The 12,485-nt window shown below is 64.7% G+C and carries 11 protein-coding genes; 4 read left to right on the plus strand and 7 right to left on the minus strand.

Going from position 1 to position 12,485, the window contains the following annotated elements; all coding sequences use genetic code 11:
- Nucleotides 1-492: 492 nt before the first annotated feature.
- The 3 genes from putP (at nt 493) to ACSAGD_RS00195 (ending at nt 4,253) form a co-directional block, all read left to right on the plus strand.
- Nucleotides 493-2,055, plus strand: a complete 1,563-nt coding sequence (gene putP, locus ACSAGD_RS00185; protein WP_437583681.1) for a sodium/proline symporter PutP — start codon at nt 493-495, stop codon at nt 2,053-2,055.
- 79 nt (nt 2,056-2,134) lie between these two features.
- Entirely contained in the window at nt 2,135-3,169 is a 1,035-nt protein-coding gene (locus ACSAGD_RS00190; RefSeq protein ID WP_437583682.1) for an alpha/beta hydrolase, read from the plus strand.
- A 49-nt stretch (nt 3,170-3,218) separates the two neighbouring features.
- A complete protein-coding gene (locus tag ACSAGD_RS00195) occupies nt 3,219-4,253 on the plus strand; it encodes a hypothetical protein (RefSeq protein WP_437583684.1) in 1,035 nt (344 codons plus the stop codon).
- 8 nt (nt 4,254-4,261) lie between these two features.
- Here ACSAGD_RS00195 and ACSAGD_RS00200 read toward each other — a convergent pair whose 3' ends face one another.
- From ACSAGD_RS00200 to ACSAGD_RS00220, 5 genes are all read right to left on the minus strand, one after another.
- Entirely contained in the window at nt 4,262-5,281 is a 1,020-nt protein-coding gene (locus tag ACSAGD_RS00200; protein ID WP_437583685.1) for a DUF2804 domain-containing protein, read from the minus strand.
- Nucleotides 5,282-5,342: 61 nt separating this feature from the next.
- Complete coding sequence (locus ACSAGD_RS00205; RefSeq protein WP_437583686.1) at nt 5,343-8,201, minus strand: FtsX-like permease family protein; 2,859 nt, start codon at nt 8,199-8,201, stop codon at nt 5,343-5,345.
- Nucleotides 8,201-8,920, minus strand: coding sequence for an ABC transporter ATP-binding protein (locus ACSAGD_RS00210; RefSeq protein ID WP_437583687.1), 720 nt, complete (start codon nt 8,918-8,920; stop codon nt 8,201-8,203). Before ACSAGD_RS00210 ends, ACSAGD_RS00205 begins: the two co-directional genes overlap by 1 nt.
- Nucleotides 8,917-9,585, minus strand: coding sequence for a PadR family transcriptional regulator (locus tag ACSAGD_RS00215; RefSeq protein WP_437583688.1), 669 nt, complete (start codon nt 9,583-9,585; stop codon nt 8,917-8,919). Before ACSAGD_RS00215 ends, ACSAGD_RS00210 begins: the two co-directional genes overlap by 4 nt.
- Before the next feature lie 166 nt (nt 9,586-9,751).
- The gene (locus tag ACSAGD_RS00220; protein ID WP_437583689.1) at nt 9,752-10,399 is read right to left on the minus strand and encodes an NAD(P)-dependent oxidoreductase; all 648 of its coding nucleotides are present in this window, start codon (nt 10,397-10,399) and stop codon (nt 9,752-9,754) included.
- 147 nt (nt 10,400-10,546) lie between these two features.
- Here ACSAGD_RS00220 and ACSAGD_RS00225 point away from each other — a divergent pair, with 147 nt between their 5' ends.
- Nucleotides 10,547-10,927: a winged helix-turn-helix transcriptional regulator gene (locus ACSAGD_RS00225; protein ID WP_437583690.1), complete on the plus strand. Its 381-nt coding sequence runs from the start codon at nt 10,547-10,549 to the stop codon at nt 10,925-10,927.
- Nucleotides 10,928-10,970: 43 nt separating this feature from the next.
- On the opposite strand, the gene ACSAGD_RS00230 is transcribed toward ACSAGD_RS00225, so the two are convergent.
- Both ACSAGD_RS00230 and ACSAGD_RS00235 read right to left on the minus strand, forming a co-directional pair.
- Nucleotides 10,971-11,315 (minus strand): DUF488 domain-containing protein, encoded by a 345-nt coding sequence (locus ACSAGD_RS00230; protein ID WP_437583691.1) that lies wholly within the window; start codon nt 11,313-11,315, stop codon nt 10,971-10,973.
- A 154-nt stretch (nt 11,316-11,469) separates the two neighbouring features.
- Nucleotides 11,470-12,438 (minus strand): DsbA family protein, encoded by a 969-nt coding sequence (locus ACSAGD_RS00235; protein ID WP_437583692.1) that lies wholly within the window; start codon nt 12,436-12,438, stop codon nt 11,470-11,472.
- Nucleotides 12,439-12,485: the final 47 nt, after the last annotated feature.

Raw genomic sequence — 12,485 nt, forward strand, 5'->3', positions numbered from 1 at the left:
CTCGTAGTCTTCCCCTTCTCTCGGCGGGGCCGGACCCGCGGATGCTGGCGCGCGCATGCTGAAAAATGGCAGCATCATCAACCCGCTCCATGCGGAGAATAGCGTGCTCCGGCAGCACGAAATGCGGCGTCCTCAAGGGGCCGCTGCGCGGCTCAGCAGACCAGTTCTCTCGACCTCGAGGTGGGAACAGCATGTCTGCGAGCACACGCGCCGCACTAACCGTAGCAAAGCTGAAAAAGGGTCGCGAATCCGCTATGACTTTCATGTGATCCCGGCTTTCGCTAAGGTAAAGCGGGCGCTTTCCGCGGCAGTCGGAGCCAGAAGCTCCGCCGTCGGCAGCATCCGCTTCCCTTCGGAAGTGCCTTTCGACCCAGTACATCTGGCTTCGCCGACACGCGATTCCCACCCTTTCGAGGGCCAAGACATGGCCCTCGGCGTGGCATAGTGGAGACATCCTCACATTGGCGTGAGGCGAAGTGAGCGAGGAGCAAAATGTCCGACCTGACATTCCGAACCATCGCAATCGTCCTCTACTTCGCGGGGATGCTCACCATCGGTTGGTTCGCCTACAGACGCACGCGAGAGAATCTCGACGACTACATGCTCGCCGGCCGCGGGCTCAAACCCGGCGTCGCGGCGCTGAGCGCCGGAGCATCCGACATGTCCGGCTGGCTCCTCATGGGTCTGCCTGGCGCGATCTACATCTCGGGTCTCGTCGAGGCCTGGATCGCCATCGGGCTGACGATCGGTGCCTGGCTGAACTGGAAGTTCGTCGCACCACGCCTGCGCGCCTACACCGAGGTCGCCGGCAACTCCATCACCATCCCGAGCTTCCTCGAGCATCGGCTCCGCGACCGTTCGCGTGCGCTTCGCATCGTCTGCGGAATCGTCATTCTCGTGTTCTTCACGTTCTATGTCTCGAGCGGAATGGTCGCCGCCGGAAAGTTCTTCGAGTCGAGCTTCGGCGTGAACTACATGTGGGGGATGCTCCTGGTCGCCGCGATCACAATCGTCTACACCCTCTTCGGCGGGTTCCTCGGTGCAACCCTCACCGACGTCGCCCAGGGCCTCCTCATGCTGACTGCGCTCATCGCAGTACCGATCGTCGCGGTCATCAACGCTGGTGGCCCGGCGACCGTCGTCACGACGATCAACGACATCGACCCGAACCTCCTGAACCTCGTCTCCGGAGGCACAGCGCTCGGCATCATCTCCGCAGCGGCCTGGGGTCTCGGCTACTTCGGTCAGCCGCACATCATCGTCCGCTTCATGGCGCTGCGCACCCCACAGGAGGCCAAGGCCGGCCGTCGCATCGGCATCGGCTGGATGGTCCTCACCGTCGTCGGCTCGATCGCCACCGCGCTCATCGGCATTGCGTACTACCAGAACCACGGCGGTGCGCCCACGGACGCCAAGTCCGGTGAGACCGTCTTCCTCGATCTTGCGCAGATCCTCTTCCACCCGTTCATCGCCGGACTCGTCCTGGCCGCGGTGCTCGCCGCGATCATGTCGACGATCTCGTCGCAGCTCGTGGTGACCTCGTCCGCGCTCGTCGAGGACCTCTTCAAGATGGTCGCGGAGAAGACGGGTGGCGTCTCGCGTCTCTCTGACAAGACCTATGTCACGCTCGGCCGCCTCGGCGTTCTCGTCGTCGCGATCATCGCCGTTCTGCTCGCGATCAACCCGTCGAAGAGCATCCTGGATCTCGTCGGATTCGCGTGGGCAGGCTTCGGCTCCGCGTTCGGTCCGATCATCCTCCTCGCGCTGTTCTGGAAGAAGCTCAGCAACTGGGGTGCGCTGTTCGGGCTCATCTCCGGTGCCGTCGTCGCGTACCTCTGGGGCCAGTTCGGCGCCATCTGGTTCGGCGCCGAGTCGTGGGTCGCTCAGACCTACGAGATCATCCCGGGCTTCATCGCCAACCTCGTGGTCGCAGTTATCGTCAGCCTGTTCACCTTCAAGGAGAACAGCGACGTCACCGCCGAGTTCGATCGCACGGCGGAGATCTCGCTTCCGAGTTACAAGGCCCCGGCAGAGTCGGGTGCTGCTGACGCCTGATAACTGAACGGATGCCGCGGAGGCGGGGCTTCGGCCTCACCTCCGCGCTGTTTGAGGACGAGAGATTATGCTCGCACCCGTGAGCATTCGCATGGAGAACCCGAGCACTCGCCGTCGGCGTCGCATCGCAATCGCGGTGATTTCGGCGATCATTGCGCTCGTCGTGGTGCTCTTCACGGCGACTCCGTGGCCCTCGGCACTGCTCATCCGGGCGTCGTTCGAGAGGGGCGCGACCAAACTCTCTACCGAGATGTCGACCCACGTGCCCGACGTCATGTTGGATGAGCAGCGCGACATCAGCTACGACTCGAGCAGTTCGGACGCACGGCTGGACGTGTATCGTCCAGCATCCGCAGAGGAGCCGCTTCCGGTGATCGTGTGGGTGCATGGTGGGGCGTGGATCTCGGGTTCGAAGGACGACGTCGCACCCTACCTCAAGAAGCTCGCCGCGGAGGGCTACGCGACGGTCGGCGTCGACTACTCGCTCGGTCCTGAGGCGAACTTCCCGACCGCGGCCGCGCAGGTGAACGAAGCTCTCGGCTACGTCTCCGAACACGCCGACGAACTCGGTGTGGACGCCGGCAGGATCATCCTCGCAGGAGACTCCGCGGGTGCGCAGCTCGCCAGCCAGGCGGCATCCCTCGTGACGAGCCCGCGCTACGCGCGCACGATGGGAATCCAACCCACGATCAAGGCTGACCAGCTTGACGGCATCATCCTGCACTGCGGCGTCTACGATCTGGAAGCGATGGCGAACCTCACGGGCGTCTCCGCGTGGAGTCTGAAGAGCGCGCTGTGGGCGTACACCGGGATGCGGTCATGGTCGCAGTTCGCTCCGGGAGCACTCATGTCGATTGAGAACTGGGTGACCGAGGACTTCCCGCCCACGTTCATCTCCGGCGGAAACGGCGACGCGCTCACCTGGAGCCAGTCGATTCCGATGGCGGAGGCGATCGCGCAGCAGGGAGTCGACGTGACCGAGGTGTTCTTCTCGGCCGACCATGAACCCGAGCTTCCACACGAATACCAGTTCCATCTCGACCTCGACGACGCCCAGCGCACGTACGACAAGACGGTGGACTATCTCACGCGCGTGACCGAGGCTGCGAGCTGAGGGGCATGCGCAACTCGCGCAGTTCTCTCGCGATCGGCTGGAGGCGCTGATGCGCGCTTTCAGGTTCGATGCCCTGCAGGTCACCCCCACTCGCGCTGAGGTCCGTGAGTATCGACGGGCAGCGTCTGCGGCCGGCGTGCCGAACAAGGACGTCACGGCGCCCCCGTTCCGCAGCGGCTGCACGACGTTTGTAGCGCTCGTGTTCGTCCTCGTCGTCTTCGCACTCGCGATCACGGGGTTCGCCATCGAAGGCCTGACATGGGCGACCTTCGGGGTCGGGCTGGTCGCGCTCTTCTTCGGTCTCGGCGGGTGGGTGCTCGCCGCTCAGATTCGTTTTCCGCGCCGCGGCTCGCGCCTGTGGCGCGATCGGCTGAGACTTGCGCGCCTCGCCCAGACGAACGGGTGCATCTACACTCCGGTGGCATCGGGGCTGTCCGGGCATCCTGGCCTTCTGCCGTCGATGGGAGAGCGCTTCTCTGACATCGTGCAGACACCGGAGGCGCCGCACATCACAATCGGTAACCTTGCGTACCAGCAGAGGACCTCTCGAGGTGGCGCCACAAACCACACCTGGGGCTTCATCACGGTGCAGCTTGACCGCCGCTTTCCCCACACGATCCTCGACTCGCGCACGAACCAGGGTTTCTCTGGCGGAGCACTGCCTCACCAGTACCAGGGTGGCGCAGTGCAGCTCGAGGGAGACTTCGCGCGACACTTCTGGTTGTTCTGCCCGGCCGGCTACGACTCTGACATTCGGTTTCTCCTGACGCCTGACCTCATGGCCGATCTGATCGACGAGGGCTCCAGCTTCGACGTCGAGATCATCGATGATCGTTTGCTCTTCTACAAACCGGGCGGGCTCATCCTCGGTGATGCGCAGGAGTGGCGCGTGATCAATCGGCTTCTCGCTCGAGTCGGCGCGGGAATGCGCAAGCGGTCGGGGCGTTACACCGACGACCGCAGCCTCGACGGCGTCGTGGCGCCGCAGGGCGCGCGCATGCAGAAGATCAATCTGCTGCCCTGGATCATCGGAACGTTCCTCGTGATCAACGCGGTCTATGTCATCGTGCTGCTGGTGCAGTAGGCGCGGCGCTACCAACGGTTGTGGACGTTCTCAGCCCAACCCTCGATACCGCTCAGCTCGACTCGCTCACCCTTCGCGGTCGTGAACGTTCCCGAGTAATACCCGAAGCACTGATGGGTGCTCGATGACACGATGCCGAGGTTCGTCCGCGACACCTTGTCGTAGAACGGTTCGAAGAGCAGATCGAGACTGCCCCCGCGCATACGCCACGGAGATAGATGGTTCTGCGGATCGAACTCCCACGTGAGCTCGTCGCCGATCTTGTGCAGCACTCCGTCGACGAGCAGCGCATTCTCGGTCGAGCCCGTTCCGACCGTCCATTGGCCGCCGATCTGCACACCGATCTCGTGTCCGTCGCTCACTCCCGAGCCGGCGCCCCAGTTCCATCGCACGTCGTACGGCCATCGGCCACGACCGTGGTCGAGCACACCCCATCCGCTTGAGATCGTGTGCACGATGCCGTCCAGGCGGACGATTCCGGATGCCGGACGGGCGACGTCCTTCACGGTGTACTGAAACCGCGATTCGCTCCACGGCACGACCACAGCGAGGCACTCGTGGTCCTGGGGCTCCGACACCACGATGTCGATGTGCGCTCCGGGAATCGTGGCGCGCAGACGCGTCCCGCGCGGTTCGGGAGCGATGTCGATACGCAGATTCTTCGCTCGTGCGCGTGCCGGACCGTCTCCGAGGCTCGGCGGCAAGACGACGTTCTTCGCGAACGGAACCACCGCGCTCTGCGAGACACTCGTGCGCGTGGCGCGATCGAACACCCACACCTCGTGGACGCCGGCATAGTCGAGCGACGAGACCGTGAGAGCGATGATGTGCTCGGGCGTCATCACGCACCAGTACTCCCACCGCTTGTTGCGGCCCCAGGCTCTGCGGCCGTCGATGCCTCCGGTGTCGATGAGTGGTCGTCTCGCGAACCCGACGGCATCCTGATTCAGGCGGTCCTCGGGCGTTGTGAGGGGAGTGCGAACCAATATTTCTGTCTCAGCGCTCGCGCGCTTATAGGGAGTTGTCATTCGGCATCCTTGACGAACTGGGGGTACACAGATCGTATCGCGTGAGCCGAATGTCGCTACATCAGCCGATGGCCGCTCGACGAGTGAGCGCGGCCGGTCGTGACGCCACAAGCCAGCTCCCGCACGCGATCAGAACGGGCATGCCGACGGTGAGCGCCGCCAACGTCAGCCACGGTGGCGAGAACTCCGGGGCTCCGGTTGCTCCTGCGAGCGTCAGACCGTAGCTGATCAGGATGCCCGCGGCACTCCCGATCAGTGTGCCGACGGCGACGAGCCCGATGGCCTGCCAGAAAGCGAACGAGCGCCGCAGCATCCGTGTGGCTCCCACTGCCGCTAGTGTGGCGTCGTCGGCTCGACCGTCCGCCCGAGAGAGACCGATTGCAACGCCGCTCGCGCAGAGGAAGAGAACTCCGGCGATCAGCAGTGTCGCGATGATGACGTACAGCATCGTCTGGGGAGGGCCAGTCTCACGCATCGCACTGGTTCCGAAGGCTTCGAGATCGCCGTTCAGCGCGTCGATCTGGGCTGTCGTGAACTCGCTGTCTGTCGTCGCCAGAAGAACGTCGGGTTGAAGTTCGATTCCGAGTTTCTGCGCGGTCTCCGTCGACACGAAAAGGCGCGTGTTCAGTGGTTTCGGAGGCGTGGCGACGACGACCTCGAGGGTCTTCTCGGCGAGCGGTGACTGGGCTTCGTCGGGGTCGGACCACGATGCGTCAGGCTCCCACCACTGCAGAGTGACGCGGTCGTTGTGAACGTAGGCGCGGGATGTCGCAACAGGGGCACCGTTCTCGAAGGCCGTGAGGACGCTCTGCGGCAGTCGGTCACCGTACGCGGCGCGCAGCCCCGCGGCATCCGTCACCGTGATCGGCTGAGGGTTCAAGGTGGCGTCCTGAGCGTGAGGGTCGCACCGCCAGTCACGGCTCTGACGGTCGATCTGCGTGGCGGATGCTTGGTCAGAGTACTCGGGCGACAGTGGGTCCAGCGGGCAGCGATTCTCCGTGGGGACGTCAGGAACGACCACCTCACCAGACAGCGGTTCTCCCGTCGAATCGTCCCATGTCGTCAGCGGCCGGTAGAACGTGGCGACGGCAGACGTGTCGAGGTCCGCCCGAACGACGTCCGCAATCTCATTGGGCGTGGCGCCGTCATCGCTCGGCAGATACACGCGTACCTGCCCCGGAAGCGCCTGATACGTGTACCGCACATCGTTCGCGGCGGCCATCGCAGAACCGACCGTGATGGCCGTGACCGCGAGAAACGCCGTGACCATGACCGAGGCGAACGCGGGCACAGAGCGAGCAGTGTTGGCGGCGCTGTCACGGGAGGCGAGGCGGGCACCGAGTCCGAGGCGGCTCAGCACACGGGCCACGAAACGAAGAATGACGCCGCCGCAGAAGAGCGCGCCGACCTGCGCGAGGAGCGGCCCAAGCAGCAGCGCCCCGAGAGCGGTCCCTTTCAGCGCCCCGGTCTCGGTCCATGAGAACAAGGGGATGGTCACCGCTCCGAGCAGCGTGGCTCCCGTGCCGAGGAGGAGGAGCAGGAGTCCCCAGCGGGGCGCCGTGCGTGACGGTGTCGCAGGTCGTCTGCTGCCGCGGAGCGCCGCGAGCACGTCGAAGCGCGCAGCGGCGCGTGCGGGAACCACGGCGGAGATCAGACCGACGAGGACGGCGAGAAGAAGGATGCCGCCGAGAGCGAGTGGACTCACGTGGAAGCCCCAGTACTGAGTGGCACTGCCGTCGTCGGTCCAACTCATGTAGCCGGCGGCGAGAGGTATTCCGAGCGCCGTTCCCGCGAGGCCGCCGAGCCCTCCGAGAACGATCCCCTGTGCGAGGACCACGCGCGTGAGCATCCGCTTCTGACCTCCGACACTGGCAAGCACGGCCAATGCCCGCTGCTGTTTGCGCGCTCCGACCGCAAATGCCGCGCCAGCGAGCAGTACGATCTCGAAGGTGGCGAAGAGAGCCGCCATGGTCAAGACGACACCATACGTGCGCCAGAGCCCGGCCGAGTCGGCAAGATCGGCCTGCGTCGCCTCCGAGAGGATCTGTTTGGACAGCACCGTGACGCCGGCGTGGTTCAGCCGCGGAAGGTCGGTGCTGGAGATGGGAGCGTTCGGAAGGAAGTACGTTGCTCCATCCGCGTGTATCGATTCTGCGAACTCACCATGGCGGAGATAGATGCCCTCGGCATCCGCCGTGTTCTGAGCATCGGAAAGCACTCCCGTGACGGTGAGGTTCGTCTCGACCGGATGTGTGATGCGGATGCTGTCTCCGACACGCACTCCCAATCGCGTGAGCGCTGCCGGGGTGACGAGCGCATCAGTGTCTGAGACCGGCGCTTCGCCGTCGACGATGTGCGTTCGGCCCGCGAACATGGGGTCCCACAGCGGCCCGACGGTCACCGGGAACTCACCAACGCCGTGTTCGGTGACCGCGCGCACAGACGAGTTGTCGATCTTCACTATGCGAGTGTTTGGGGGAAACAGCGCACGTACCGCGGCGTCATCGGGAGACCGGCCGTCGGGCGGATTGTCGTCGCTCATATGCACGACGTGGCCAGGGTCGAAGGGATCCTGCGTCAGCTCAGGATCTGGCGGATACCATGCGAGGACCTTCGCCTCTGTGCTTCCGAGCTCGGCCGCGATCTTCTCGCTGGGCGTCGGCAGTGAACTGTGAATGATGACTGCGGCGGCTGAGAACCCGGCGACGGGGAGCAGCACCATGAGCACGACGATGAGGCTGGTCCCACGCGAGCGCCAGACCGCACGGCGCGCGATACGCAGCGCGAGACGCCATTCGCTGATCGTGAGTCGCAGGCGATTCGTCTCACGCGGCGCAGCCCCTCGCAGGTATCGAGGGCGTGCCGGCTGACGGCGCGCTCCACGGTGACGCTGGGGCCGAAAGAAGGGGCGGCGGGGCATCAGCTGTCGGCCCCGAGCAGTGTCTCGAGCGGAGTGACGGACGATTCGTCGACGACTCGGCCGTCGCGGAGAAACACGATGCGGTCGGCCCACGCGGCGTGCCGAGCATCGTGAGTCACCAGGATGCCGCCTGCTCCCGCATCGACGCGGCTACGCAGCATTCGAAGCACCGTATCGCCCGTCTCAGAATCGAGAGCGCCCGTCGGCTCGTCGGCGAGGATGAGTGAACGCGGACCGGCGACAGCTCGGGCGATCGCTACGCGTTGCTGCTGCCCTCCGGAGAGGTCATCGGGGAAATGATCGGCGCGATCGCTGAGGCTGACTCTGGCCAGAGCGTCGTCGGCGGCAGAGCGCGCTCGCCGTGGCTTCCACCCGTCGAGCTCCAGCGGAAGCGAAACGTTCTCCCGGGCAGTGAGGGTCGGAATCAGGTTGAAGTCCTGGAACACGAAACCGAGAGTCCGGCGCCGCAACCGTGCAACGTCGGCCGAGCGCGCGTCGCTGAGGTAGGTCCCCTCGACGACGACCTCGCCCGCTGTCGGGGTGCTGAGTCCGCCCGCCACTGCCAGCAGCGTCGATTTGCCTGAACCGGATGCTCCCATGACGGCGACGAGCTCGCCGGCATGCACTGTCAGGTCGACGCCGGAGAGCGCAGTGACGGATGTGGCTCCGTTGCCGTACTGCTGAGAGATTCCGCTCAGTCGCAGCAGCTCTCCGCTCATGCGCGGCCTTCCGAGATCGGCGTTGATGCCCTCGAGGGAGAAGACGGTTGTGATCGTCGGTCGTCGGAGAGATCGGCGCCGAGCGTCGCGGGCCGCCCGCGGCGCGGCAGCGTCGACGCATCCTGCACCGGCATCGCTCGATCAGCGTGTCGCCTCAATCGAGTCTCAACATGATCGAGCCACCGCACCTCGGCCTCTGCCTGAAAGATCAGGTTGTCGATGACCAGTTGCCACGCGAGCTCCTCCGGCCCGTCAGGGTCTCCGCCGGCGTACTTGGTTCGCGTGAGCTGCTGGAGGTTCGTGAGCGACGCCCTGCGCTGGATCTGGATCACCTGGGCGATGTCCACACCGGGAAGAGTTGCGGCGAGAGCCAGCTTGATGGCGAGTTCGTCACGGGCAACGCGGTTGCGCTCCACGGGCGACGTCAGCCATCCACGGACCTCCGCTTGGCCGGACGACGTGATTTCGTAGAACTGGTGTCCTTCGGCATCCGTTTCGCCCTTGACGATGAGGCCGTCGCGTTCGAGGCGTTCGAGTGTGGAGTATGTCTGACCGACGTTGAGCGGCCACGTTGAGCCAGTGCGCCGGTCGAACTCGGCGCGGAGCTGATACCCATAGGCAGGGCTTTGGTCGAGTATGGCCAACAGGCTGTGCTTAACGCTCACGAATCTCCCACCTCTCCCTAATGCATACCGAGTACGCACCAGTATATGCATAGGGAGAGACTAATTATGGGCACGCGTCAAAAACGGCTCGAAATCCGCGCGGTTTCGAGCCGTTTTTGACCGGGGGTCGTGGGACGTGGTCGGGGCGTCGCCGGACGTGGTCGGGTCAATACGCGACCGTGAAGCGCTCGCGGTGATGCGTCGGCTTCTCGACTTCGTCGACGAACGCGATCGCCAGGTCTGCTCCGGAGATGTACGAGTGCCCCTCGCCGTCAACCAGAAGCACGTCGCCGCCCACGCGGAAGGTGCCTGTGCGCTCGCCGGGGACCCACGAGCCGAACTCGCCCGCCGGGCTCACGTAGAACCAGTCCGCGCCCGTCTCGTCATCTCGCACCAGGTCGAGCACCTTCTGATGGGCGCCGGCCTCTCCCTTCGCGGCGTCGGGGAACTCCGGCGTCTCGATGAGCAGGGGGCCGCCCTCGCTGACGTTGAGGCTCCCGGCTCCGCCCACGATGCCCACTCGTGCCCCGGTGGCCGATGCAGCCTGCATCACGTGCGGCATGGCGTCGATGAGCTTCTCACCGTTCTCCTCGGCGGCGCGCAGCGCGACGATCACGACGTCCGCGCCGTCGACCGTGCGGCCCACGAAATCCGCGTCATGGATGCTGCCCGCCTTCGCCGTCAACCCCTCGTGCTCCTCGAGCTTCGACGTGTCGCGGGCGACGCCCGTCACGGTGTGGCCGCGCGAGAGCAGCTCGTTCGTGATGTGTCCGCCCGCGTATCCGGTAGCTCCGAAGACGACGACGTGTGCCATGTGATTCCTCCTGAAACGACTGATGTGAAGTGAATGGATGCCGTCGCACTCTGCGACCGCATTAGTTACCATAAGAGAGCAACACACTGTTGTGAAGTAGGCACTTTGACGTGCCTGACGAACGCCCGCGGGTGGAGAGGAATCGGCATGAGCGACCGCGAGAGGCATCCCGACCCCTACGCACGAGACTGCCCGTCTCGTCGCGTGCTCGACCGCATCGGCGACAAGTGGACCGTCCTCGTGGTTGGCGCACTCTCTGACGGTCCGCTTCGATACGGCGAGATCGCGCGCCGCATCGACGGCGTCTCGCAGAAGATGCTCACGCAGACCCTGCGCAGCCTCGAGCGCGATGGCCTCGTCACGCGCACCGTGCACGCAGAGATCCCTCCGCGCGTCGAATATGAGCTGACAGATGCCGGCAGAACCCTCCGTGGTCCTCTCGCCGCACTCGAACGCTGGGCGATCGATCACCTCGACGGAGTGCTTGCCTCGCGAGCGATGTTCGATGACGTGAGCGAGCGGGTCTGAGCTCGTCGGCTGTCCCGAAGCGGATGCCTCGACGGACGTTCACCTACTCAGCCACGTAGTCGCGCAGGATACGCGCGTGGTTCACGCTGGGGTCCTTTGCCCCGTAAACGAGCGTGACTGTGTTGTTGTCGGCGACGATGTCGCGCAGTTCATCGACTGCCTCGTTGTCGTCGAGCTCAGCGGTGTAGCGCGACGCGAACTCGTCCATGCGATCCGGGTCGTGATTCCACCAGGTCCGAAGATCTGGGCTCGGCGCGACCTCCTTGAGCCATGCGTCGAGTTCCGCCTTCTCTTTCGTGACGCCGCGCGGCCACAGCCGGTCGACGAGAACTCGAAACCCGTCGGCGGATTCAGCCGCGTCATACACGCGCTTGATCTGAACGCCCATGTCTGGAGTCTACGCTCGGCGTCGCGCTCCGACCAGGGTCGGAGAACGGCGGAAGCCCCGGCAGATCACGCGCTGCCGGGGCTTCCGCTGCGATCTCTCCGGTCAGATCTCCGCGGTCTGCAGCGTGTAGCCGCAGCGGCTGACCTGTGCGGGCCTACCTCTTGTCGTCACCGCTCTTCGCCTCGTCGCCGTCAGTGCTGTCGCCCTCGTTGGCGCCGCTGTCGGCCTTGTCGCCGCCAGCCGCCTGCTGAATGGCCGCTTGAAGAGCGCTTGAATCCGCAATGTTCCCTTCGAAGAACTGGCCATCCACGATGACCGTGGGAGTGCCTGAGACAGGCTTGGCGTCGTCCCCGGTCACGTAGGGAACATTCTCATCGAAGGCGCGCTGCGTGACCTCACCGACCCACTTCGCAAAAGTCTGATCGTCGATGGCCTTCTTGACGCTCTCGTCCGTCACCCCCGCTGATTGCAGAATTGACCAGATTTCGTCGTCGGTAAGCCCTGAGGTGTTCTCGGCCGGCTGATTGGCGAACATAGCGGCGTTCGCATCCAGCCAGGCCTCAGGCTGATAGTTGGCCACGGCTGCCATAGCGTTCGCAGAGCGAGTCGAGTATTCGGTACCCTGCGACATCCGGTCAAGGAACGAGATCGGACGCATCTCGAGAACGATGTCGCCGCTCGCGACGAGCTGCGTCAGCATCTCACCGTTGGCCTGCTCGAACTGACCACAGATCGGGCACATGTAGTCAAGGTAGACGACCACGCTCACCGCGTCATCGAACGTGCTGAAGTCCGTGGGTGTGGGGGTGCCGCCCTCGGGCATTGCGTCAGTCTTCACAGGCACAATCGCATTGTCAGAGTTCGTGAGCACGATGCCATCGCTGAGCATATTCTTCGGACCGGCGGCCGCAACGCCCGGTTTCAGGGACGTGACGATCACGATCGTCACGACAGCGATGATGACCAGAATGAGAGCGCCGATGCCGCCCTGCCAGGCCCAGCGCACGCGCCGATCGTGTCGTTCCTGTCGCTCGCGTTCCTGACGGGCGAGTTCTCGAATCCGCTGCTGACGCTGCTTCTTGGATCCTCCGGCGGGGCTGGCGTTATTCGGCTTTTTGCTCACGGCTCATCCTGGTCGAGGGCTTAGGGACAACTTGAGATTACGCCAGA

Source organism: Paramicrobacterium salitolerans (genome assembly GCF_051513965.1).
In the GTDB taxonomy this organism is placed as follows: domain Bacteria; phylum Actinomycetota; class Actinomycetes; order Actinomycetales; family Microbacteriaceae; genus Paramicrobacterium.

Bases quoted from the DNA above. Each gene is read 5' to 3' on its own strand.
- putP (WP_437583681.1), top strand. From the start codon at position 493: ATGTCCGACCTGACATTCCGAACCATCGCAATCGTCCTCTACTTCGCG.
- ACSAGD_RS00195 (WP_437583684.1), top strand. From the start codon at position 3,219: ATGCGCGCTTTCAGGTTCGATGCCCTGCAGGTCACCCCCACTCGCGCT.
- ACSAGD_RS00200 (WP_437583685.1), bottom strand. From the start codon at position 5,281: ATGACAACTCCCTATAAGCGCGCGAGCGCTGAGACAGAAATATTGGTT.
- ACSAGD_RS00205 (WP_437583686.1), bottom strand. From the start codon at position 8,201: ATGCCCCGCCGCCCCTTCTTTCGGCCCCAGCGTCACCGTGGAGCGCGC.
- ACSAGD_RS00210 (WP_437583687.1), bottom strand. From the start codon at position 8,920: ATGAGCGGAGAGCTGCTGCGACTGAGCGGAATCTCTCAGCAGTACGGC.
- ACSAGD_RS00220 (WP_437583689.1), bottom strand. From the start codon at position 10,399: ATGGCACACGTCGTCGTCTTCGGAGCTACCGGATACGCGGGCGGACAC.
- ACSAGD_RS00225 (WP_437583690.1), top strand. From the start codon at position 10,547: ATGAGCGACCGCGAGAGGCATCCCGACCCCTACGCACGAGACTGCCCG.
- ACSAGD_RS00230 (WP_437583691.1), bottom strand. From the start codon at position 11,315: ATGGGCGTTCAGATCAAGCGCGTGTATGACGCGGCTGAATCCGCCGAC.